Source organism: Streptomyces sp. NBC_01166 (assembly GCF_045039765.1).
Classification (GTDB): Bacteria; Actinomycetota; Actinomycetes; order Streptomycetales; family Streptomycetaceae; genus Streptomyces.
Map to the genome: position 1 here is coordinate 1,668,431 of NZ_CP108613.1, position 20,868 is coordinate 1,689,298.

General features: G+C 70.8%; 23 protein-coding genes. 9 read left to right on the plus strand and 14 right to left on the minus strand.

Features of this window, described 5'->3' with window-relative positions; translation table 11 throughout:
* Positions 1-24: 24 nt before the first annotated feature.
* On the minus strand, positions 25-696 hold the full coding sequence (locus OG379_RS07660; protein WP_104790347.1) for a methionine ABC transporter permease: 672 nt from the start codon (positions 694-696) through the stop codon (positions 25-27).
* The gene (locus OG379_RS07665; RefSeq protein WP_393758294.1) at positions 693-1,763 is read right to left on the minus strand and encodes a methionine ABC transporter ATP-binding protein; all 1,071 of its coding nucleotides are present in this window, start codon (positions 1,761-1,763) and stop codon (positions 693-695) included. The genes OG379_RS07660 and OG379_RS07665 overlap by 4 nt, the downstream gene beginning before the upstream one ends.
* A gap of 575 nt (positions 1,764-2,338) precedes the next feature.
* Between OG379_RS07665 and OG379_RS07670 the strand changes: the two genes are divergently transcribed.
* Positions 2,339-2,698, plus strand: a complete 360-nt coding sequence (locus OG379_RS07670) for a hypothetical protein (protein ID WP_405660613.1) — start codon at positions 2,339-2,341, stop codon at positions 2,696-2,698.
* 2 nt (positions 2,699-2,700) lie between these two features.
* Entirely contained in the window at positions 2,701-3,177 is a 477-nt protein-coding gene (locus tag OG379_RS07675; RefSeq protein WP_405660615.1) for a hypothetical protein, read from the plus strand.
* 33 nt (positions 3,178-3,210) lie between these two features.
* On the opposite strand, the gene OG379_RS07680 is transcribed toward OG379_RS07675, so the two are convergent.
* The 3 genes from OG379_RS07680 to OG379_RS07690 form a co-directional block, all read right to left on the minus strand.
* On the minus strand, positions 3,211-3,714 hold the full coding sequence (locus OG379_RS07680) for a GNAT family N-acetyltransferase (protein WP_405660617.1): 504 nt from the start codon (positions 3,712-3,714) through the stop codon (positions 3,211-3,213).
* Between the two features lie 36 nt (positions 3,715-3,750).
* Positions 3,751-4,332, minus strand: a complete 582-nt coding sequence (locus OG379_RS07685; RefSeq protein ID WP_405660620.1) for a sigma-70 family RNA polymerase sigma factor — start codon at positions 4,330-4,332, stop codon at positions 3,751-3,753.
* A gap of 99 nt (positions 4,333-4,431) precedes the next feature.
* Positions 4,432-5,595 carry a glycerophosphodiester phosphodiesterase gene (locus tag OG379_RS07690; protein ID WP_405660622.1) on the minus strand — a complete coding sequence of 388 codons (1,164 nt, stop codon included), beginning with the start codon at positions 5,593-5,595 and terminating at the stop codon, positions 4,432-4,434.
* Between the two features lie 233 nt (positions 5,596-5,828).
* Here OG379_RS07690 and OG379_RS07695 point away from each other — a divergent pair, with 233 nt between their 5' ends.
* Positions 5,829-6,500: a lysophospholipid acyltransferase family protein gene (locus tag OG379_RS07695; RefSeq protein WP_356712377.1), complete on the plus strand. Its 672-nt coding sequence runs from the start codon at positions 5,829-5,831 to the stop codon at positions 6,498-6,500.
* 50 nt (positions 6,501-6,550) lie between these two features.
* Here the strand turns inward: OG379_RS07695 and OG379_RS07700 are convergent, their stop codons facing one another.
* Positions 6,551-8,098, minus strand: a complete 1,548-nt coding sequence (locus OG379_RS07700; RefSeq protein WP_405660624.1) for an MFS transporter — start codon at positions 8,096-8,098, stop codon at positions 6,551-6,553.
* Entirely contained in the window at positions 8,095-8,646 is a 552-nt protein-coding gene (locus OG379_RS07705) for a TetR/AcrR family transcriptional regulator (RefSeq protein WP_405660627.1), read from the minus strand. Before OG379_RS07705 ends, OG379_RS07700 begins: the two co-directional genes overlap by 4 nt.
* Before the next feature lie 254 nt (positions 8,647-8,900).
* Here OG379_RS07705 and OG379_RS07710 point away from each other — a divergent pair, with 254 nt between their 5' ends.
* The 3 genes from OG379_RS07710 to OG379_RS07720 all read left to right on the plus strand — a co-directional run bounded on the left by OG379_RS07710 (position 8,901) and on the right by OG379_RS07720 (position 11,102).
* Complete coding sequence (locus OG379_RS07710) at positions 8,901-9,716, plus strand: carboxylesterase family protein (protein WP_405660630.1); 816 nt, start codon at positions 8,901-8,903, stop codon at positions 9,714-9,716.
* Positions 9,698-10,501 (plus strand): carboxylesterase family protein, encoded by an 804-nt coding sequence (locus OG379_RS07715; protein ID WP_405660632.1) that lies wholly within the window; start codon positions 9,698-9,700, stop codon positions 10,499-10,501. The genes OG379_RS07710 and OG379_RS07715 overlap by 19 nt, the downstream gene beginning before the upstream one ends.
* 100 nt (positions 10,502-10,601) lie before the next feature.
* Complete coding sequence (locus tag OG379_RS07720; RefSeq protein WP_405660634.1) at positions 10,602-11,102, plus strand: hypothetical protein; 501 nt, start codon at positions 10,602-10,604, stop codon at positions 11,100-11,102.
* An 87-nt stretch (positions 11,103-11,189) separates the two neighbouring features.
* Here the strand turns inward: OG379_RS07720 and OG379_RS07725 are convergent, their stop codons facing one another.
* Positions 11,190-12,161, minus strand: coding sequence for an aldo/keto reductase (locus tag OG379_RS07725; RefSeq protein WP_405660636.1), 972 nt, complete (start codon positions 12,159-12,161; stop codon positions 11,190-11,192).
* Positions 12,162-12,224: 63 nt separating this feature from the next.
* Positions 12,225-13,658: an argininosuccinate lyase gene (argH, locus tag OG379_RS07730; protein WP_405660637.1), complete on the minus strand. Its 1,434-nt coding sequence runs from the start codon at positions 13,656-13,658 to the stop codon at positions 12,225-12,227.
* A gap of 193 nt (positions 13,659-13,851) precedes the next feature.
* Here argH and OG379_RS07735 point away from each other — a divergent pair, with 193 nt between their 5' ends.
* A complete protein-coding gene (locus tag OG379_RS07735; RefSeq protein ID WP_393758269.1) occupies positions 13,852-14,451 on the plus strand; it encodes a pyridoxamine 5'-phosphate oxidase family protein in 600 nt (199 codons plus the stop codon).
* A gap of 64 nt (positions 14,452-14,515) precedes the next feature.
* Positions 14,516-15,217 (plus strand): L,D-transpeptidase, encoded by a 702-nt coding sequence (locus tag OG379_RS07740; protein ID WP_405660640.1) that lies wholly within the window; start codon positions 14,516-14,518, stop codon positions 15,215-15,217.
* Here the strand turns inward: OG379_RS07740 and OG379_RS07745 are convergent.
* Genes OG379_RS07745 through argC form a run of 5 tightly spaced genes read right to left on the minus strand, consistent with a single transcriptional unit; the run spans position 15,211 to position 20,080 of the window.
* Complete coding sequence (locus tag OG379_RS07745) at positions 15,211-15,756, minus strand: arginine repressor (protein ID WP_393758266.1); 546 nt, start codon at positions 15,754-15,756, stop codon at positions 15,211-15,213. The two genes, OG379_RS07740 and OG379_RS07745, sit on opposite strands and share 7 nt — an antisense overlap.
* Positions 15,757-15,781: 25 nt before the next feature.
* Entirely contained in the window at positions 15,782-16,981 is a 1,200-nt protein-coding gene (locus tag OG379_RS07750) for an acetylornithine transaminase (RefSeq protein WP_405660643.1), read from the minus strand.
* A complete protein-coding gene (gene argB / locus OG379_RS07755) occupies positions 16,978-17,904 on the minus strand; it encodes an acetylglutamate kinase (protein ID WP_393758262.1) in 927 nt (308 codons plus the stop codon). The genes OG379_RS07750 and argB overlap by 4 nt, the downstream gene beginning before the upstream one ends.
* On the minus strand, positions 17,901-19,055 hold the full coding sequence (gene argJ / locus OG379_RS07760; RefSeq protein ID WP_405660645.1) for a bifunctional glutamate N-acetyltransferase/amino-acid acetyltransferase ArgJ: 1,155 nt from the start codon (positions 19,053-19,055) through the stop codon (positions 17,901-17,903). Before argJ ends, argB begins: the two co-directional genes overlap by 4 nt.
* The gene (gene argC / locus OG379_RS07765) at positions 19,052-20,080 is read right to left on the minus strand and encodes an N-acetyl-gamma-glutamyl-phosphate reductase (protein WP_401522674.1); all 1,029 of its coding nucleotides are present in this window, start codon (positions 20,078-20,080) and stop codon (positions 19,052-19,054) included. The genes argJ and argC overlap by 4 nt, the downstream gene beginning before the upstream one ends.
* 151 nt (positions 20,081-20,231) lie before the next feature.
* Between argC and OG379_RS07770 the strand changes: the two genes are divergently transcribed.
* Positions 20,232-20,864: an SRPBCC family protein gene (locus tag OG379_RS07770; RefSeq protein WP_405660648.1), complete on the plus strand. Its 633-nt coding sequence runs from the start codon at positions 20,232-20,234 to the stop codon at positions 20,862-20,864.
* Positions 20,865-20,868 lie beyond the last annotated feature (4 nt).

Here is a 20,868-nt window from a genome sequence, read left to right on the forward strand (position 1 = left end):
TCGGGCTTCAGGGGGAGAAGGAAGTCAGGAGGAGGTGCGGCCCCGGCGGGCGAGCAGGCGTACGGCTCCGTCACCGATCAGCTGGACCACGGTCACGATGACGATCAGCAGCACGACGGTGATGAGCATGAACTGGTTGTCGAAGCGCTGGAATCCGTAGGTGACGGCCTTGGAGCCGAGCCCTTCGCCACCCACCGCTCCCGCCATCGCGGAGTAGCCGATGAGCACGATCACGGTCGTGGTGACGCCCGAGACGAGCGAGGGCAGCGCCTGCGGCAGCAGGACCTTGCGGACGATCGTCGGGACGGACCCGCCCATGGACTGGACGGCCTCGACGAGCCCGTGGTCGACCTCGCGCACCGCCGTCTCGACGAGCCGCGCGAAGAAGGGGATGGCGCCGATGGCGAGCGGCACGATCATCGCGGACGGGCCGATGAAGGTGCCGACGACCCAGGTGGTGAAGGGGATCAGGGCGATCAGCAGGATGATGAACGGCAGCGAGCGGCCGATGTTCACGATCACGCCGATGACCTTGTTCACCACCGTGTTCTGCAGCAGTCCGCCCTTGTCGGTGAGGACGAGCAGAATGCCGAGCGGCAGTCCGCCGACGACGGTGACGAGCGTGGACCAGAGCACCATGTAGAGGGTGTCGATGGTTCCCTGCGAGAGCAGTGGCTGCATTTCGGACCAGGTCACTTCGCCACCTCCTTGGTGATCGCGGCGGGGGTCTGGGAGGGGATGTCGGTGGCGCCGGCGGGGCCGCCGTCCACGACCTCGGCCTGGAGGCCCTGCTCGCGCAGGAAGCCGATCGGTACGACGTTCTCCTCGAAGCGGCCGGGCAGCTCGATGCGCATGCGGCCGATCTGCTTGCCGCCGACGGTGTCCATCGCGGCACCGAGGATCGAGATGTCGATGTTGTACGTCCGGGAGAGCTGCGAGATCACAGGCTGGGCCGCGGCCTCGCCGTGGAAGGTGACGTCGACGACGGTGGAGCCGGGGCCGGAGGCGGTGCCCCCGACGGGGAACAGCTCGTGGGCCAGCTCGGAGCCGGGGGTGGACAGCAGCTCACCGACGGTGCCCGACTCGACGATGCGGCCCTGCTTCATCAGCGCGGCGGAGTCGCAGACGGTCTTGACGACGTCCATCTCGTGCGTGATGAGCAGGACGGTGAGGCCGAGCTCCTGGTTGAGGTTGCGCAGCAGCTGCAGGATGGAGCGGGTGGTCTCGGGGTCGAGTGCGGAGGTCGCCTCGTCGGAGAGGAGCACCTTCGGGTCGCCCGCCAGGGCGCGGGCGATGCCGACGCGCTGCTTCTGGCCTCCGGACAGCTGACCGGGGTAGGCCTTCGCCTTGTCGGCGAGACCGACGAGGTCGAGGAGTTCGAACGCCTTGCGGGTGCGTTCCTGTCCGGAGATCCCGAGGATCTCCAGGGGGAGCTCGACGTTGTCGCGGACGGTACGCGAGTCCAGCAGATTGAAGTGCTGGAAGACCATGCCGATCCGGTTGCGCGCCCGGCGGAGCTCCTTGCCGGCGCGGCGGCCGCGGCCGGCGAGGGCGGTGAGGTCCTGTCCGGCGACCGTCACGGTGCCCGATGTGGGGCGTTCGAGGAGGTTGACGCAGCGGATGAGGGAGGACTTGCCGGCGCCGCTCTGTCCGATGACGCCGTAGACCTCGCCTTCGCGGACGTGCAGGTCCACGCCGTCCAGGGCGGTGACCTCTCGGCCGCGTGACTGGTAGACCTTCGTGAGGCCCGAAGTGGTGATCACAGGGTTTCCGTCACTGTCGAGTGCACGGCGCGGTGTCCGCCGGGCACGGGGCATTCATCTGAATGAGACTGTTCTCAGTGGTCGACCGGTGGGAGTCTCTGCATGGCCGGGCCGCGGCGGAGCCGCTGGGCGCGGGGCATGGGCGGGCCGGCTCGATCCGCTGGGTGCGGACGGCACGGGCACGGTCTCGCTTCGGGGCGCGAGGCTCGGGCGGGGACCCTCAGAAGGCGCGCATTCGACACATACAACGAGCACCGGGCGTCGGGATCGCCTCGGTCGCAGGGCTGCGGTAGCTCGTCGTGGTCATGGCCCAAGTAAAACAGACGTAACGTTCCGGCGATCCCCCGTGTCCGTATAGCGGACGGCCGTGGATATGTGCCCCTTGCAGTGGAGGCCGCCGCAGACACCGCCCTGACCTGCGGAAACGCGAGCCGCGCCACGTGCCGTCCCACCGGCGGGGCGATCATGCTGTGCGCACCCTGTGGCAAAGGCCACGCTTCCCCGCGACCACCGGCGCGCACGGGGCGTCCGGGCCCGCACGCGGCGGCTCCGCCCGTCCGTAATACCCTCACTTCATGCTCGACGCCCTGACGGTCGCGGTCGCCGTGACCGCGCTCGCCCTCGCCGCCTGGTGCGGATTCGCCGCCTATCGGGACCAGCCCACGAAGGACTGGCACTTCATCGGCATGGCGGTCGTGTCCGTGCTGGCGCTGGCGCAGCTGCTCGTGGGAATCGTGCAGCTGGCGAGCGGTGAGCGGCCCGACCAGGGCATGACGATCTTCATCGCCTATCTGATCGGCGCGTTCGCGGCCGTGCCCGCGGCGGGTTTCCTGTCGCTGTCGGAGCGGACCCGCTGGGGCTCGGTGACGGTGGCGGCCGGCGCGGTCGTGCTCGCCGTCCTCGAAGTACGGCTCTACGACATCTGGGGAAACTGACCTTGAGCGACACCGACCGCACGGGGAAGCCCGCGTCCCCGGCCCCACAGCCGAACGTCCCGGAGCAGAACGCCCCGCAGCAGAAGCGGCAGTTCGACCTCGGCACCGGGCCGGGGCGGGTACTGGTCTGGTTCTACGGGGTGTTCACCGTGGCCGCTGCGTCCCGCTCGATCGTCGAGATGATCCTGGACTTCGGCAAGGCGCCGCTCGCGTACGTCCTCTCGGCCGTCGCCGCCGTCGTGTACGGCTTCATCACGTACTCGCTGGTGCGGGGCGGGGAGAAGGCGCGCAGGGCGGCGCTGGTGTGCTGCGCCGCCGAGCTCGCCGGTGTGCTGATCGTCGGCACCTGGACGCTCCTGGAGCCGTCCGCCTTCCCGGACAGCACGGTGTGGTCGGGATTCGGCATGGGCTACCTGCTCATCCCGGTGATCCTGCCGGTCACCGGGATGATCTGGCTGCGCCGCGTGCGCAACGCCTGACGCCGGGCGTACGGGAGCCGTCAGGCGCCTCGTTCAGGCACTGGTCACATAGGCGGGGGCGGTGGCGTCCTTCTCCAGCAGGACCAGCCGGACGCCGTCACCTCCGGTGGCGTTGCCCACCTGGGCGTAGCCCGCCTTGCGGTAGAGCCGCAGATTGCCTTCGCTGCGCTCCCCCGTGTGCAGACGGAAGCGGGTGGCCGAACGCCCGTCGGCCAGGCCGGATTCCGCGGCCCGCAGGAGACGGGTGCCGAGGCCGTGGTTACGGAGCCGGGGGTGGACGCAGAGCTTGCCGATCCGGCCGGCGCCGTCGGCGTCGGTGAAGCCGCGTACCGAGCCGACGACTTCGTCACCGAGCCGGGCCACGAACACCAGGTCCGTGGCGACTTCGTCCCGCACCGAGTCGAGCGTCTGGACGAGTGGGTCGATCCGGTAGTTGCCGTAGAGCTCCGCCTCGCTCTGGAAACAGAGGTACTGGAGTCTGAAGATCTGCTCGACGTCCTGTGCTGTCGCCGCCGAGATGGTCACGCTCATGCCCATGTGTGCATGCCTCCCGCTCACCTGTCCGCCGGTTGTCTACCGCTCCATTCCCCGCAGTTCAGGAGCTACAACCTCCGCCGCCAGCATTCTGCGCAGACATCCAAGGCATCGGGAACGCATCGGGCCCAAACTCCCCTGTGACATACCCAACTCCCCTGCGATTTCCCGGTACGTCGGATCGTGGGGGGCCAGCATCGCCTCGAGTAAACGTGGGCACCTGCCGGGCAGCCGGCCCACCGCGGTGCGCAGCGCACGGCGTTCGTCGGCTCCCACCGCGAGCCGTTCGGGGCAGCCCCTCCAGTCACCCGGTGGCTCACCGGCGGTGTAGTCGCGCTCGCGCCGGATCCTGCGGCGGGCGACGCGCGCCTCGGCCCGCACGGCGGCGCGGACCCAGCGGGCGGGGTCAGCGGGCACGCCCGGGCCGTCCCGGCGTTCCAGCAGCTTCAGCCACACCGACTGCTCCAGGTCCGCGGCCTCGACGCCTGCGGCCTGGGCCTCGGCCCCCGCCTCCGCGCGCACCAGTGCGTGCAGGGCGCGCACGAGGGCCCGCCCGCCGTCGCCGGCCGCCTCGCCCGCCGCCTCGGCCGGGGCCGCCGGAACATGATCAAGAAGTGTCATGCCCCGTCAACGCTCCCCGTGCGCGGTGGGTTGCCGCACCCGGGGAGCTCCACCCGACCGGGGCATGAGGGCCGGGCGGCTGACGCGGCCCCTCGTATCTCAGCCCTCGGCGAAGTCTGCTGCCGCGAGCAGGGCGGTGTCCGGGTTGTCGGAGAAGATCCCGTCGATCCCTGTCTCGAAGTACGCCCGGAGAGCGCCGAACACGTCGCCGTACGCGTTCGGGTCGGTTCCGCGCCGGAAGTCCGCCGGCAGGAAGGTGTTCTCGTTGCGCAGGGTGTACGGGTGGAGGACCAGGCCCCGCGCGTGCGCGTCCGCCACCAGGGAGGTGGGGGACGTGAGCCGTCCTTGCCCGTCCTTGGGGATGACCAGGTCCAGCGTGGGGCCGATGCCCTGGGCGAAGGACGCGATCCACTTCAGCCCGGCGGGCTTCACCAGGTCGGCGACCGTACGGGGGTCACCGGCCTCCACGAAGTCCCACGGCCGCTCCTTCGGGCCGGACAGCAGGACGACACGGGGGGTTGCGACGAGCTTCGACAGCCGCTGCAGCGAGCCGGGCTCGAAGGACTGGAGGATCAGCGCGGAGTCCGCACGGTGCCGGCCGTGGCGGCGCAGCAGCCTGGCGAGGGGCTCCTCCAGGCCCAGGCCGAGGCCCCTGAAGTAGGAGGGGTGCTTGGTCTCGACGTAGAGCCAGACGGGCTCGCCCCGCCTGCGGCCCTCCTTGTCCGCCCAGCGCAGGACCTCTTCGAAGGTGGGGATCTCCCAGCGGCCGTCGTACAGCGTGTTCTCCTGGCGGTTGCCGGGGATGCGCTCCTTGGCCCGGAGGGTCTTCAGCTCGGCGAGGGTGAAGTCCTCGGTGAACCAGCCGGTGAGAGCCACGCCGTCGACCCGCTTGGTGGCCTTGCGGCTCGCGAACTCGGGGTGCTCGGCGACGTCCGTGGTGCCGGTGATGTCGTTCTCGTGGCGGCAGACCAGGTGGCCGTCCTTGGTCGGCACGAGGTCCTGCTCGACGATGTGCGCGCCCATGTCCAGGGCCAGCTGGTAGGAGCCGAGGGTGTGCTCCGGACGGTAGCCGCTGGCTCCGCGGTGGCCGACGACGGTGGGCACGGGCAGGTCCCGGTAGCCGCCCCGGCCGCCGCCTCGCCCGTCCGGGGCGCCACGCCCGGCGGCGTCGGCCGTTCCGGTGGCTCCGAGGGCCGTCGCGCCGAGGACTGCCGCCCCCAGGAGTATCCGCCGGCCGGGCCCGGTCTGCGCGCGCTCTGTCATAAAATGCTCCTCGCATGTGATGTCCGGCACCTTCGGGCGAGGCTTGATCGTAGGCAGCTACGCCATCGGTGGGGCGGACCGTGGACGAACATGGCGGAAACACACGTCAACACTGCGTATCCACTGGGTGAACCCGATGTGCGGAGAGGCAGTACCCGCGAGTATCGTCCTCACCTGCACAGACCCTCGCGAATTCCCGCCCCGGCCGCCCGGCCACGACACCGGAGGATGCGTTGTCCCGACTCACGGTCATCAAGGCAGTGCTCGGACCGATCCTGCGCCTGCTCTTCCGGCCACAGGTGGAGGGCGTCGAGAACATCCCGGGTGACGGCCCGGTGATCCTCGCGGGGAACCATCTGACGTTCATCGACTCGATGATCATGCCGATCTGCTGCGACCGGCCGGTTTTCTACATCGGCAAGGACGAGTACGTCACCGGCAAGGGCTTCAAGGGCCGGCTGATGGCCTGGTTCTTCACCGGCTGCGGCATGATCCCGGTGGACCGGGACGGCGGCCGCGGCGGCGTCGCGGCGCTGATGACGGGCCGCCGGGTGCTGGAGGAGGGCCACGCCTTCGCCATCTACCCGGAAGGCACCCGCTCCCCCGACGGCCGGCTCTACCGGGGCCGTACGGGTATCGCGAGGCTGACCCTGATGACCGGTGCGCCGGTCGTGCCGTTCGCGATGATCGGCACGGACAAGCTGCAGCCGGGCGGCGCGGGCCTGCCCCGCCCGGGCAAGGTCACGGTCCGCTTCGGTGAGCCGTTGGAGTTCTCGCGCTACGAGGGCATGGACCGCGACCGCTACGTCCTGCGGGCGGTGACGGACTCCGTGATGGCCGAGGTGATGCGCCTGTCCGGCCAGGAGTACGTCGACATGTACGCCACGAAGGCCAAGGCCGCCTGAGCCGGACGGGTGCACTCCGGTGACCCCGCGCGACCACGGCGCCGGGTCACTCACTCGTCGGGGATGATCCCCTCTTCCAGCTTCTGGCCGCGCAGCAGGAACCACGCGGCGACCGCGGTCGCGAGCAGCACGACGGCACCGACCGCCGCCGACACCCGCAGCCCGTTGACGAAGGCCTCCTGAGCCGCCACGACGAGCTCGCTCCCCTGCTGTGCGGGGAGGTGCTCCGACGTCTCCACAGCTCCGCCCAGCGACTCGTGTGCCGCCGTCGCGGCGGCGGCCGGGATGCCGTCCGGGGTCCCGAAGCCCTTGTAGACGCCTGTGACGATGGATCCGAGCAGCGCGATACCGAGGGCCGCCCCGAGCTCGTACGCCGTCTCGGACACCGCGGACGCGGAGCCCGCCTGTTCCTTCGGGACGCTGGAGAGGATCACGTCGGAGGTGACGGTGAAGGCGAATCCCGCGCCGACGCCCACCACCAGGAGCAGGACCCCGATCAGGGGATAGCCGGTCTCCTTGTGGATCACCGTGACCACGGCGAGCGACACGCCGATGGCGCCGAGTCCGACGGCGACCACGGAGCGCACGGAGTAGCGGCGCGCCACCCTCCCCGCCAGCAGGCCGGCGGTCACCGCGCCGACGGCCGCGGGCAGTTCGGCGAGGCCCGCCTCCAGCGGGCCCCGCCCCTGGACCAGCTGCAGGAACTGGGAGAGGAAGAAGACGATCCCGGACAGGCCGAGGATGGTCAGCAGGTCCGCGAGGACCGCTCCGGAGAACCCCCGGTGGTGGAAGAGCCGCATGTCCAGCAGTGGGGCGGGGAGCTTCAGCTGACGGCGCACGAACCAGGTGAGTGCCAGCACACCGCCGAGGGCCGCCACGCCGTTCTCCCAGCTCACGCCGTGCGCGGCGGCCTCCTTGACGGCGTACACGACGCCGATCATGCCGACCAGGGAGAGTCCCACACTGAGCAGGTCCCAGGGCCCCGGCGCCGGGTTCTTCGACTCGGGGATCATCTTGATGCCCACGACGACGAGGACGGCCATCACGGGCAGGTTGATCAGGAAGACCGAGCCCCACCAGAAGTGCTCCAGCAGGAGTCCGCCCACGACGGGCCCGACGGCGGCGCCCGCCGCGGCCATCGCGCCCCAGATACCGACGGCGAGGCTGCGTTCGCGCGGGTCGTGGAAGAGGTTGCGGATCAGGGCGAGCGTGGACGGCATCAGGGTGGCGCCCGCGACACCGAGCAGCGCCCGGGCCAGGATCATCATCTCGGGGCTGGACGCGTAGGCGTTCAGGACGGAGACCGCTCCGAAGGCGGCGGCGCCGGTCAGAAGGAGCTTCTTCCGGCCGATGCGGTCACCGAGGCTGCCCATGGAGACCAGGAGTCCGGCGATGACGAAGGAGTACACATCGCCGATCCAGAGCAGCTGGGTGCCGGTCGGTTCGAGGTCCTCGCTGAGGAACGGTGTCGCCAGGCCGAGGACGGTGGCGTCGACGGCGACGAGGAGCACGGCCAGGACGAGGACGGTGAGGGCGATCCACCGGCCCGGATGACGCACGTCGCCGGTGACGCCTGCCTTCGAAAAGGTGCTGCTCATTTCTCCACGCTCCGGCGTGCTCCGCCCAGGAGCAACTCGACGATCATGTACGGGAAGTCCTGCGCGGCCACCCGGCCCGTCTGCACGGACCACGCGCAACTCCCGATCAGGCCGTACAGTGCCTCGGTCAGCCAGGCGGGTGTGAGGTCGATCCGGAACTCGCCGCGTTCCTGGCCGCGCCGGAAGAAGGCCGAGACCCGGGCGTCCAGACGGCTCCAGCCCTCGTTGACGTCGTCGCCCTCGAAGAGCTGGTTCTCGGTGACGAGGAACGACAGCAGCCCGGCGCTCGGCTCGACGGCCGCGATCAGCCGCCGGAGCCCGCCCTCCGCGGTGCCCTCGTCGAGTGCGGCGGAGTCCAGGGCCGCCTCGAACTCCCGGATCCCGAGGTCCTCCAGCGCTCCGACCAGCGCGTCCCGCCCTGCGAAGTGCCGGTGCAGGGTGGCGCGTCCGATGCCCGCGGCCCGGGCGACCTCGTCCATGGTCGCCGTGGATTTACGGGTCAGCAGGGCGGCGGCGCTCCGCAGCACATGCTCACGATCAAGAGCCATGAGACAACCGTAGCCCATATGAGACATCAGAGTCCCACCCCCTTGACCCTTGATCGATCACGAGAGGGGCAGAACACCCTGGTGACCGGTCACGGCGGAGCAGTACCCGTCACTTTATGTCACGGTGTGTAATCACTTCAGCTCTCAGGGTAACTAACCTGCGTCCTGGCCGACGTCGGTGCGGGACGCCCGACGGGGGGTGGGCCGGCCTCCCCGCGGGACGGCTCCAGAACCAACCGGCCCTGAGGAGACACATGTCCGAGCAGAGCACGGTCGAGGTCGAAACGGCTTACGGCTTGGTGTCGGGGACGGCGGAGGACGGCATCGCCCGTTTCCTCGGAATGCCCTACGGCCGTGCACCGATCGGTGAGCTGCGTTTCGCCGCTCCCGTGCCGCCCGAGCCCTGGCAGGGCGTGCGGACGGCTCACGCTTTCGGGCCCACGCCCCCCAAGCCGCCACTGGGCGGCAAGCTCGGCGAGATCATGCCCGACCCGGAGGTCGCCGGCGACGAGTGGCTGAACCTCAACGTGTGGACGCCTGACACCGAGGGGGCTCTGCCCGTGCTGGTGTGGATCCACGGCGGCGGGTTCACCACCGGCTCGTCCGCCGTACCCGCCTACGACGGTGCGACCTTCGCCCGCGACGGCGTGGTGTGTGTCTCCATCAACTACCGCCTGGGGGTGGATGGCTTCGGCTATCTGCCGGACGCCCCGGCTCCGGCCAACCGCGGCCTCCTCGACCAGATCGCCGCGCTCACCTGGGTCCGCGAGAACATCGCCGGCTTCGGGGGCGACCCCGGCGACATCACGCTGTGCGGGGAGTCGGCCGGCGCCATGAGCGTGCTCGCCCTGCTCTCCCGCGACGAGGGCCTGTTCCACAAGGCGATCGTGCAGAGCGGCAACGCGCACATCGGCCAGACCCCGGAGGACGCCGCGCTGGTACTCGGCGCGGTGGCGGAGCGCCTGGGCGTCGAGCCCACCGCCGCCGCCCTGGCGGGCGTGGACATCGACGCCGCCTGGGCGTCGAGCCCACCGCCGCCGCCCTGGCGGGCGTGGACATCGACGATCTGACCGAGGCACAGAACGAGGTCTCCAAGGAAGTCAGCCAGAGCGCGGACGCGGACGCCTACGGGCCGAGCACCATCGCCTCCTGCGGCCTGGCGTTCCTGCCCGTCATCGACGGTGATGTGCTCCCCCGGCTTCCCGCGGCTGCAATCGCGGACGGCGCGGGCGCCCAGGTGCCGCTGCTGATGGGCACGACCACCGAGGAGTTCCGTCTCTTCATCGTGACCAGCGCTCTGGTGTCCGTGCTCCTTCCGGGTCCGTTCAAGACGCGCCTGAAGGCGTACGGGGCTCCGGACAGCGCCTACGACGCGTACGCGAAGAACGACACCGCCGCGTACCCGCGCAACAAGCCCTCCGGGATCGCCGCCGCGGTGCTGACCGACCGGATGTTCCGTATCCCGACCTACAGGGTCGCCGAGGCCCGGGGAGAGAACCAGGGGGCACCGACCTACCTGTACGAGTTCGGGTGGCGCTCCCCGGTCGTCCCCAACAACGTCCAGGTCAAGCTCGGCGCCTGCCACAGCCTTGACCTGCCCTTCGCCTGGGACACCCTCGGCCTGGAGGCCAACCAGAAGTTCACCGGGCCCCGTCCGCCCCAGCCCCTCGCGGACGCCCTGCACAGCACCTGGGCCGACTTCGCCAAGACCGGTCAGGCGTCGTGGAAGGAGTACGACGCGCAGGAGCGTCCCGTCATGACGTTCCGCCACAACAACACCACGTCCGACCAGGTCGTCAACGACCCCCGCGCGACCGAGCGCGAGCTGTGGGAGGGGCACCTGGACACCGCCTGACGGCCACCGCTGGCGCCGGGACGCCGAGCGGCTTCGGCCGCCGTCCCGGCGCCCCGGGAAATCCATGGGTGCCGGGCGGTCCAGGAGGCACCATGGCGGGATGAAGCCGCTGCTGCTGATCGACATCGACGGTCCGCTCAACCCGTACGCGGCGCTGTCCCGCCCCGCGCCTCCGGAGGGTTATCTGCTCCACCGGATGCGGCCGACCGGGTGGGAGGCGGGAACGCCGCTGCCCGTTCTGCTCAGCCCCGGGCACGGTGAGGAGCTGCTCGCCCTCGCCGCCCGGTACGAGCTCGTGTGGGCGACCACCTGGAAGGACGAGGCCAACGAATGGGTCGGCCCGCGTCTCGGGCTGCCCCCGTTGCCGTACATCGACTGGCCCGCGATGCACGGCGCCACGACCGACGGGACGTACTGGAAGACGCGGTATGTCGTCGACTACGCGGACGGAAGGCCGTTCGCCTGGGTCGACGACGAGATCTCCGACCTCGATACGGCCTGGGTCACCGCGCACCACCCGGGGCGGTCGCTGCTGCGGCGGATCGACCCCTGGGTGGGTCTGGTGCGGGCGGACTTCGATGTGCTCGCCGACTGGGCGTGAACCGGCGCACCTCTCCGACCGGGCCGGGCGTTGCCCTGCACTCCGGCCGGAGTGCACCGGCGCCGGGATCGGACGCGAGACGGCCGTTCAGCTCCAGGGGAGTGAGGCCCGGTGGCGCCAGTACGCTTCCGGCTCCTCCACCAGGGCGGCCAGCCGGTCCAGCCGGTCCGCGTCAAGGTCGAGCAGCGGGGCGTGCAGGTTCGCCGCCAGCTGGGTGACGGTGGCCGCGCCGGACAGGACGACTCCGGCCCACGGCTGGTGGAGCACCAGCGCCAGGGCGACGGCGTCCGCGTCCAGTCCGGCTTCGGTGCCGATCTCCCGGACGACGGCGGGCGCTTCGGTCCCGGCGAGCCGGCCGTTGGCCATGGCCTCCTTGACGATGACCGTGAGGCCGGCGTCGTGCGCCTCGGCGAGCGCCGCCCCGGCGGAGGTCTCCAGGGCGTTGTAGGTGGCCTGGACGGTGCGGAAGAGGGGTTCGCCGTCCACGGTCACGGCGAGGGCGGCCCGGATGGCGTCGCTCTGGCCGGGGCCGCTCGTGGAGAGGCCGATCGTGGTGCCTCCGGCGGCCAGCTCGGCGAGACGCGCGTGCAGGTCCTTGTCGCCGAGCGCCGGGCTGTCGGCGGTCACCGAGTGGATCTGGTACAGGTCGAGCCGGTCGCCGAGCAGCCCGGCCGTCTCGGCGTGCTGACGTTCGAAGGTGGCGAGTGAGTGATCCTTGACCTCGTGCGCCTCTGCGTCGACGCGCCAGTCGCCGGTGTAGGTGTAGCCCCATTTGCTGCCGATGACCACGTCCGTCGCGTCGGGGCGGGTGGCCAGCCACTCGGCGAGGAACTCCTCGGCGCGGCCGTAGGAGCGGGCGGCGTCGAAATAACGCACGCCCTGGGCGTAGGCCGCGTCCAGGAGTTCGTGGGTGTGGGCGCGCAGCGCGTCCACGCCGCGTTCGCCGGGCAGATCGCGGTCACGGTGCGGGGTGATGTAGCCGGGCCTTCCGACGGCGGCCAGACCGAGCCCGATGTGAGAGGTCGGGGTGGTCGCTCGGTTCAGGCGGGCGAAGGGCATCGCGGGCTCCTCTGGGTCGGTTCCGAACGCCTTCCCGTCAACGTAGCCCGCGATGCCTGCGAATCATCCGCGCGCGGTCGCCCAGGCGTGCTGCGTCACCAGGTCGGCCTTCACCTCGGCCAGCTGGACGGCGACGGCCGAGGGGGCGGTCCCGCCGCGGCCGTCGCGGGAGGCGAGCGCGCCGGGCACGTTCAGGACGGTGCGCACCTCCGGGGTGAGGTGCTCGGAGATCTTCGCGAACTGCTCGTCGGTGAGCTCGTCGAGCTCGATGCCCTGCTGCTCGCACACCTTGACGCACTCACCCGCGACCTCGTGCGCCACCCGGAACGGGACGCCCTGCTTGACCAGCCACTCGGCGATGTCCGTGGCGAGCGAGAAGCCGGCCGGGGCGAGTTCCTCCATGCGCTCCCGGTTGACGGTGAGCGTCGCCATCATGCCGGTGAAGGCGGGGAGCAGGACCTCGAGCTGGTCGCAGGAGTCGAAGACCGGCTCCTTGTCCTCCTGGAGATCACGGTTGTACGCGAGCGGGAGGGCCTTCAGGGTCGCCATCAGACCGGTCAGGTTGCCGATGAGGCGGCCGGACTTGCCGCGCGCCAGCTCGGCGATGTCCGGGTTCTTCTTCTGCGGCATGATCGAGGAGCCGGTGGAGAAGGCGTCGTGGAGGGTGACGAAGGAGAACTCCTTCGTGTTCCAGATGATGATCTCCTCGGCGATGCGGGAGAGGTTGACGCCGATCATCGCGGTGACGAAGGCGAACTCGGCGACGAAGTCCCGCGAGGCGGTGCCGTCGATGGAGTTGCCCACCGACCCGCGCTCGAAGCCGAGGTCCGCCGCGACCGCCTCCGGGTCGAGCCCGAGGGACGACCCGGCCAGCGCGCCGGAGCCGTAGGGCGACACCGCGGTCCGCTCGTCCCACTGCCGCAGCCGCTCCGCGTCCCTGGACAGGGACTGCACGTGCGCCAGGACGTGGTGGGCGAAGAGGACGGGCTGCGCGTGCTGGAGGTGCGTACGGCCGGGCATGGCCACGTCCGGGTGCGCCTCGGCCAGTCCGACCAGGGCGTCCTGGAGCCCCGCGACCAGTCCGCCGATGATCCGGGCGTGGTCACGCAGGTACATGCGGAAGAGCGTCGCCACCTGGTCGTTACGGGACCGGCCGGCGCGCAGCTTCCCGCCGAGGTCCGGACCGAGGCGCTCCAGGAGTCCCCGCTCCAGCGCGGTGTGCACGTCCTCGTCGGCGATGGTGCCGGTGAACGACCCGTCGGCGACCGCGGCCTCCAGCGAGTCCAGGCCCTCGATCATGCGGGCCAGCTCGTCGTCGGTGAGCAGCCCCGCCTTGTTCAGCACGCGGGCGTGCGCGCGGGAGCCCGCGATGTCGTACGGCGCGAGCCGCCAGTCGAAGTGGACGGAGGCGGACAGCTTGGCCAGCGCCTCGGCGGGGCCGTCGGCGAAACGGCCGCCCCAGAGGCGTACGTCGCTGTTGCCGGTGCCGTTGCTCACTGCGTGCTCCTCGGAAGTGCAAGGGGTGTGCGTCCGCCTCATGGCGCGCGATCACGAATGGCATAACTATGCAGTGGTCCGTATGTTTTGTCAAAGCTGCTGGTCAGCCCCTTGGCCGCGGCCAGGCTCGGGGCCTGCCGGTCGTCCTCTGAAATTCCTGGCGGCGACCGGTGTGCAGTACAAGAATGCGGCCATGGGAAAAACGTACGAACGTATAGACGGTCGGCTCCGGACCTTCATCGAGGAACAGCACCTCTTCTTCACCGCGACCGCGCCCCTGGACGGCGACGGCACGGTCAACCTCTCCCCCAAGGGGATGAGCGGCTCGTTCGCCGTCGTCGACGAACGGACCGTGGCCTACCTCGACTTCGCCGGCAGCACCGCCGAGACCATCGCGCACCTCCGGGAGAACGGGCGCATCACGCTGATGTGGTGCGCCTTCCAGGGCCCGCCCAACATCGTCCGTGTGCACGGGCGGGGCGAGCCGGTGTTCCGTGACGACCCGCGCTTCGCCGGGCTGCTCGGCCACTTCCCGGACATCGACCCCACCGCGCACGGGCTGCGCGCCATCATCGTGGTGACGGCCGATCTGATCCGGGACTCCTGCGGGTACGCGGTGCCGTTCATGTCGTACGAGGAGGACCGCACCCTGCACGCCGGCCGTTTCCGGCGCGAGGACGACGAAGGCCTGAGCAGGTACTTCGAGAAGAAGGACCACATCGCGACCAGCATCGACGGGCTGCCGGGGCTCCCCCTGCCGCTGCCCGCGATGCCCGCACCCGTCATGGAGTGAGCCGTTGGGCCGTACGGAGCAGGCGCGGTGGGGGTGGGAGGCGGCGCGCCGTACGGTCCGGAGCATGCGCAGACTCCTGGTGACGGTGTCGGTCCTGCTGGCCATGGCCGGTTCGCTCGCGGCGCGGCCCGCCGGTCCGCCGCCCCTTCCGGAGCGGCTGGCCGACACGGGCGGCGGTACACAGCTGATCACCGCCGAGGCCCCCGGCACGGACTCCGTCACGGGCACGGTCACCTGGTGGGACCGGCGCGGGGGCGGCTGGGTGGCGGCTGGGTCGGCGCCCGCGCGCTTCGGGGCGAACGGACTGGCCGACGGGGCCACCCGCACCCAGGGCACGAACACCACGCCCACCGGGCTGTACGACCTGCCGTACGCCTTCGGGATCAGGGCCGCCCCGCCCGGGACCCGCTACCCGTACCGCAAGGTCGGCGAGAACTCGTGGTGGTGCCAGGACAACGCGTCCCGGGCCTACAACCGCTGGGTGGAGCCGCGGCCCGCCGACTGCCGCGCGGACGAGGCCGAACACCTCGTCACCTATACCGCGCAGTACGCCCGTGCGCTCGTCATCGGCTTCAACTACGACCGGCCGGTGCGTGGCAGGGGCGCCGGGATCTTCCTCCACGTGGACGGCAAGGGCGCGACCGCCGGCTGTGTGTCCGTGCCGGCGGCCGCCATGGACCGGATCCTGGCCTGGGCCGACCCGGCACGCCGTCCGCACATCGCGGTCGGGACGGAGTCCGGCCCGACCGCGATCACCCGCTACTGAGGACCGCGGTCGTTCTGGGCCAGCCGCAGCAGATGGTCGGCCAGCGCCTGGCCGCCGTTCGGGTCACGGCTGATCAGCATCAGTGTGTCGTCCCCCGCGATCGTGCCGAGAATCGCCTGGAGTTCGGCCTGGTCGATGGCCGAGGCAAGGAACTGGGCGGCGCCCGGAGGCGTACGCAGCACCACGAGGTTGGCCGAGGCCTCCGCGGAGATGAGCAGCTCGGCGGAGAGCCTGCGCATCCGCTCCTCCTTGGCGGACCCGCCCAGCGGCGCCTGCGGGGTGCGGAATCCGCCCTCGCTCGGCACCGCGTAGATCAGCTCGCCGCCGGTGTTGCGGATCTTCACCGCGCCGAGCTCGTCCAGGTCGCGGGAGAGCGTCGCCTGGGTGACGCTCAGCCCGTCGTCGGACAGCAGCCTGGCCAGCTGGCTCTGCGAGCGCACCGGCTGGCGGTTCAGGATGTCCACGATCCTGCGGTGGCGGGCCGTGCGGGTCTGTGGCACCGACGGCCCTCCGTGGTCGGGTTCCTGCGCCTCGGTCATCGTCGTCGCCTCATTCTCCGGATGGTCACTCTCCGGATCGTCCGTCCCCGTAAGCCGCGTCGAGAGCTCCCGGCAGAATCCGCAGGAACGCGTCCACCTCGGCGTCACCGATGATCAGCGGCGGCATGAGCCGTACGACGTCGGGGGCGGGCGCGTTCACCAGGAGTCCGGCTCCCTGAGCCGCCTGCTGCACCTTCGGTGCGAGGGGCCCGGTGAGCACGATACCCAGCAGCAGTCCGGAGCCGCGGACGTGGGAGACCAACGGGTGCCCGAGGCCCTCGACGCCGTCCCTGATCTTCTCTCCGAGCCGCTTCACGGTGTCCAGAGCTCCGTCGGCTGCGAGCGTGTCCAGCACGGCGAGACCGGCGGCACAGGCGACGGGGTTGCCGCCGAACGTCGTGCCGTGCTGACCGGGCTTCAGCAGGTCGGCGGCGGCGCCGAACGCGACGGTGGCGCCGATCGGCAGTCCGCCGCCGAGCCCCTTGGCGAGCGTGACCACGTCGGGCTCGACGCCCTGGTGGGCCTGGTGCTCGAACCACTGGCCGCAGCGGCCGATCCCGGTCTGTACCTCGTCCAGGACGAGCAGCGTGCCGGTGGCCCGCGTGATCTCCCTGGCCGCCTCCAGATAGCCCTTGGGCGGTACGACGACGCCGATCTCACCCTGCACGGGCTCGATGATCAGCAGTGCCGTGTCGGTCGTCACCGCGGCCCGGAGCGCCTCGATGTCGCCGTACGGCACGTGCGTGACGTCGCCGGGCAGCGGCAGGAACGGGGTGCGCTTGGCGTGCTGGCCGGTCAGGGCGAGGCTGCCCATGGTCCGGCCGTGGAAGCCGCCGTCGGTGGCGACCATGTGCGTGCGCCCGGTCAGCCGGCCGATCTTGAAGGCCGCCTCGTTGGCCTCGGCGCCGGAGTTGCAGAAGAAGACCTTGCCCGTCCGCCCGAAGAGCTGGAGCAGCCGTTCGGCGAGCGCGATGGGGGGCTCGGCCGTGTAGAGGTTGGAGACATGGCCGAGGGAGGCGATCTGCGTCGAGACGGCCTCGACCACCGCGGGGTGGGCGTGGCCGAGCGCGTTGACCGCGATGCCGCCGACGAAGTCGAGGTACTCGGTGCCCTCCGCGTCCCAGACACGGGCACCCGCGCCACGCACCAGCGGCAGCTGCGGAGTGCCGTAGTTGTCCATGAGCGCGCCCTGCCAGCGCTGTGCGAACTCCTCGTTGCCGGTCATGACTCCCCCTCTGCGTCGTGCTCCGTGGCGGGTGTTGCGTCGGGAACGACCATCGTGCCGATTCCCTCGTCGGTGAAGATCTCCAGCAGGATCGAGTGCTGGACCCGGCCGTCGATGACACGGGCGGTCTCGACACCGTTGCGTACGGCGTGGAGGCACCCCTGCATCTTCGGCACCATGCCGCTGGAGAGGTCGGGCAGCAGCTTCTCCAGCTCGGTGGCCGTGAGCCGGCTGATGACGTCGTCGCTGTTCGGCCAGTCCTCGTAGAGGCCCTCGACGTCGGTGAGGACCATCAGCGTCTCGGCGTTCAGCGCGGCCGCGAGTGCGGCGGCCGCGGTGTCGGCGTTGACGTTGTAGACGTGGTTGTCCTCGGCGGAGCGGGCGATGGAGGAGATGACCGGGATACGGCCGTCGTCCAGCAGCGCCTGGATCGCTCCGGTGTCGATGGAGGTGATCTCACCGACACGGCCGATGTCGACGGCCTCACCGTCGATCATCGGGCGGTGCTGGGTGGCGGTGATCGTGTGGGCGTCCTCGCCGGTCATGCCGACGGCCAGCGGACCGTGCTGGTTGAGCAGCCCGACGAGCTCGCGCTGCACCTGCCCGGCCAGGACCATCCGTACGACGTCCATCGCCTCGGGCGTGGTGACCCTCAGACCGGCCTTGAACTCGCTGACAAGTCCCTGTTTGTCGAGCTGGGCGCTGATCTGCGGGCCGCCGCCGTGCACGACGACCGGCTTGAGGCCGGCGTGCCGCAGGAAGACGACGTCCTGGGCGAAGGCGGCCTTCAACTCCTCGTCGATCATGGCGTTTCCGCCGAACTTGATGACGACGGTCTTGCCGTTGTGCCGGGTGAGCCAGGGCAGCGCCTCGATGAGGATCTGCGCCTTGGGCAGCGCGGTGTGCTTCCTCGCGGCGCTCATGAGCTGTACGCGCTGTTCTCGTGGACGTACTCGGCGGTCAGGTCGTTGGCCCAGATGACGGCGGACTCGTCGCCTGCCGCGAGGTCCGCGGTGATCCTGACCTCCCGGTAGCGCATGTCGACCAGGTCGCGGTCCGCGCCGACGCTGCCGTTCTTGCAGACCCAGACGTCGTTGATGGCGACGTTCAGCCGGTCGGGCTCGAAGGCGGCCTTCGTGGTGCCGATCGCGGAGAGGACCCGGCCCCAGTTGGGGTCCTCGCCGTGGATGGCGCACTTCAGGAGGTTGTTACGGGCGATGGACCGGCCGACCTCGACGGCGTCGTCCTCGGTGGCCGCGTTGATCACCTCGATCCGGATGTCCTTCGAGGCGCCCTCGGCGTCACCGATCAGCTGCCGGGCGAGATCGGCGCAGACGCTCTGCACGGCCTGGTCGAACTCGGCCTGCGCGGGGGTGATTCCGCTCGCCCCGGAGGCGAGCAGCAGCACGGTGTCGTTGGTCGACATGCAGCCGTCGGAGTCGACCCGGTCGAAGGTGGTGCGCGTGGCGGCGCGCAACGCGGAGTCGAGCGCGGGCGCTTCGACGTCGGCGTCGGTGGTGAGGACGACCAGCATCGTGGCGAGGCCGGGGGCGAGCATGCCCGCGCCCTTGGCCATGCCGCCGACGGTCCAGCCCTCGCCGCCCGCGACGGCGGTCTTGTGGACCGTGTCCGTGGTCTTGATGGCGATGGCGGCCTTCTCGCCGCCGTGCTCGCTCAGGGCCGCCGCTGCCTTCTCGATGCCGGGCAGGAGCTTGTCCATGGGCAGGAGCAGGCCGATCAGCCCGGTCGAGGCGACCGCGATCTCCCCGGCGCTGTGGCCGCCGAGGACCTCGGCGGCCTTCTCCGCGGTGGCGTGGGTGTCCTGGAACCCCTGAGGGCCCGTACAGGCGTTGGCGCCACCGGAGTTGAGGACGACGGCGGTCACTTCGCCGCCCTTGAGTACCTGTTCCGACCAGAGGACGGGTGCGGCCTTGACGCGGTTGGAGGTGAAGACGCCCGCGGCGGCGCGGCGGGGCCCGTTGTTGACCACCAGGGCCAGGTCGGGACTACCGCTGTCCTTGATCCCGGCGGCGATGCCCGCCGCCGTGAATCCCTTGGCTGCCGTGACGCTCACGGTGCGACTCCGATCGTGGAAAGACCCGTGTCCTCGGGAAGTCCGAGGGCGATGTTCATGCTCTGCAGGGCGCCTCCGGCGGTGCCCTTGGCGAGGTTGTCGATGGCGCTGATCACGATGATCCGGCCGGCCGCCTCGTCGTGTGCGACCTGGATCTGCACGGCGTTGGATCCGTACACGGCCGCGGTGGCGGGCCACTGTCCTTCGGGAAGCAGGTCGACGAAGGGCTCGTCGGCGAAGGCCTTCTCGTACGCCGTACGGAGCGACTCGGCGCTGACCCCGGGCTTCGCCTTGGCGCTGCACGTGGCGAGGATGCCGCGGGGCATGGGCGCGAGGGTCGGCGTGAAGGACACGGAGACGGGCTCGCCGGCGGCGGCGCCGAGGTTCTGGATCATCTCGGGGGTGTGCCGGTGGACCCCGCCGACGCCGTACGGGGACATGTTGCCCATGACCTCGGAGCCGAGCAGGTGCGGCTTGGCCGCCTTGCCCGCGCCGGAGGTGCCGGACGCGGCGACGACGACGGCCTCGGGTTCGGCGAGGCCGGCCGCGTACGCCGGGAAGAGTGCGAGGGAGACGGCGGTGGGGTAGCAGCCGGGCACGGCGATACGCTTGGTGCCTTCCAGCGCTGCCCGGGCTCCGGGCAGCTCGGGCAGCCCGTAGGGCCAGGTGCCGGCGTGCGGCGATCCGTAGAACTTCTCCCAGTCGGCGGCGTTCTCGAGCCGGAAGTCGGCGCCCATGTCCACCACGAGCACCTCGTCACCGAGCTGTTCGGCCACGGCGGCGGACTGCCCGTGCGGCAGGGCCAGGAAGACGACGTCGTGCCCGCCGAGGACCTCCGCGGTGGTCGGCTGGAGAACACGGTCCGCGAGTGGCCTCAGGTGCGGCTGGAGCGCGCCGAGCCGCTCGCCGGCGTTGGAGTGGCCGGTGAGGGCCCCGATCTCGACCTGTGGGTGGGTGAGGAGCAGACGGAGCAGTTCCCCGCCGGCGTATCCGCTCGCCCCTGCCACTGCCGCACGTACCACCATCGGAAATTCCTCCTCATCGATGGCATGACTATACGCAGCTATGCAGTTTTATGCAAAGACCGCATGGGGCGCCCCGCGCGCGGTGACGGCGGTTGCGGCAGACCATCGGTACAGCATGAACACGGCGACGCACGGAGGAGAAGTGAGCGGCATGGACGAGATCGTCGACGAGATCAGCCGTGTGCACCGGGAGGTCGGCACACGCCGTGTGGGGTCCGAGGAGGCGGGCGCGGTGCTGTTGCGGCGCACCTTCGACGCGGGCCGCGACGAGGTCTGGGACGCGGTGACCTCGCCGGCGCGGATCGCCCGGTGGTTCCTGCCGGTCACCGGTGATTTCCGCGTCGGCGGCGGTTACCAGCTGGAGGGGAACGCCGGCGGCGAGATCCTCGAGTGCGTACGCCCGGAGCGGCTACGGGTGTCCTGGCGGTTCGGCCCCGACCCGGGCTTCAGCGAGGTCGAGGTGCGCCTCGCGCCGGAGGGCGCCCACCGGACGGTGTTCGAGCTGGAGCACGTGTCGGTGGTGCCCGAGGAGTTCCGGAGCCAGTTCGGGCCTGGTGCGGTCGGGATCGGCTGGGACCTGGCTCTTCTGGGGCTCGGGTGGCATCTGACGGGGGGCGGGATCAGCCCGGAGGACGCCGTGGAGTGGCAGAACTCTCCCGAGGCGAAGGCCTTCGTGGCCCGCTCCGGCGAGGAATGGGGACGCGCGTTCGCCGCTTCGGGCGCGGACCCGGAGACCGTGACCGCGACGACGGTGGCGACGATCGCGTTCTACACAGGGGAATAGGACG

Coding starts and splice junctions, on each gene's coding strand:
- OG379_RS07770 (WP_405660648.1), top strand. CDS start 20,232: ATGGACGAGATCGTCGACGAGATCAGCCGTGTGCACCGGGAGGTCGGC.
- OG379_RS07710 (WP_405660630.1), top strand. CDS start 8,901: ATGTCCGAGCAGAGCACGGTCGAGGTCGAAACGGCTTACGGCTTGGTG.
- OG379_RS07735 (WP_393758269.1), top strand. CDS start 13,852: ATGGGAAAAACGTACGAACGTATAGACGGTCGGCTCCGGACCTTCATC.
- OG379_RS07705 (WP_405660627.1), bottom strand. CDS start 8,646: ATGGCTCTTGATCGTGAGCATGTGCTGCGGAGCGCCGCCGCCCTGCTG.
- OG379_RS07670 (WP_405660613.1), top strand. CDS start 2,339: ATGCTCGACGCCCTGACGGTCGCGGTCGCCGTGACCGCGCTCGCCCTC.
- OG379_RS07700 (WP_405660624.1), bottom strand. CDS start 8,098: ATGAGCAGCACCTTTTCGAAGGCAGGCGTCACCGGCGACGTGCGTCAT.
- OG379_RS07720 (WP_405660634.1), top strand. CDS start 10,602: ATGAAGCCGCTGCTGCTGATCGACATCGACGGTCCGCTCAACCCGTAC.
- OG379_RS07680 (WP_405660617.1), bottom strand. CDS start 3,714: ATGGGCATGAGCGTGACCATCTCGGCGGCGACAGCACAGGACGTCGAG.
- OG379_RS07750 (WP_405660643.1), bottom strand. CDS start 16,981: ATGACCGGCAACGAGGAGTTCGCACAGCGCTGGCAGGGCGCGCTCATG.
- OG379_RS07740 (WP_405660640.1), top strand. CDS start 14,516: ATGCGCAGACTCCTGGTGACGGTGTCGGTCCTGCTGGCCATGGCCGGT.
- argC (WP_401522674.1), bottom strand. CDS start 20,080: ATGGTGGTACGTGCGGCAGTGGCAGGGGCGAGCGGATACGCCGGCGGG.
- OG379_RS07685 (WP_405660620.1), bottom strand. CDS start 4,332: ATGACACTTCTTGATCATGTTCCGGCGGCCCCGGCCGAGGCGGCGGGC.
- OG379_RS07745 (WP_393758266.1), bottom strand. CDS start 15,756: ATGACCGAGGCGCAGGAACCCGACCACGGAGGGCCGTCGGTGCCACAG.
- OG379_RS07690 (WP_405660622.1), bottom strand. CDS start 5,595: ATGACAGAGCGCGCGCAGACCGGGCCCGGCCGGCGGATACTCCTGGGG.
- argB (WP_393758262.1), bottom strand. CDS start 17,904: ATGAGCGCCGCGAGGAAGCACACCGCGCTGCCCAAGGCGCAGATCCTC.
- OG379_RS07725 (WP_405660636.1), bottom strand. CDS start 12,161: ATGCCCTTCGCCCGCCTGAACCGAGCGACCACCCCGACCTCTCACATC.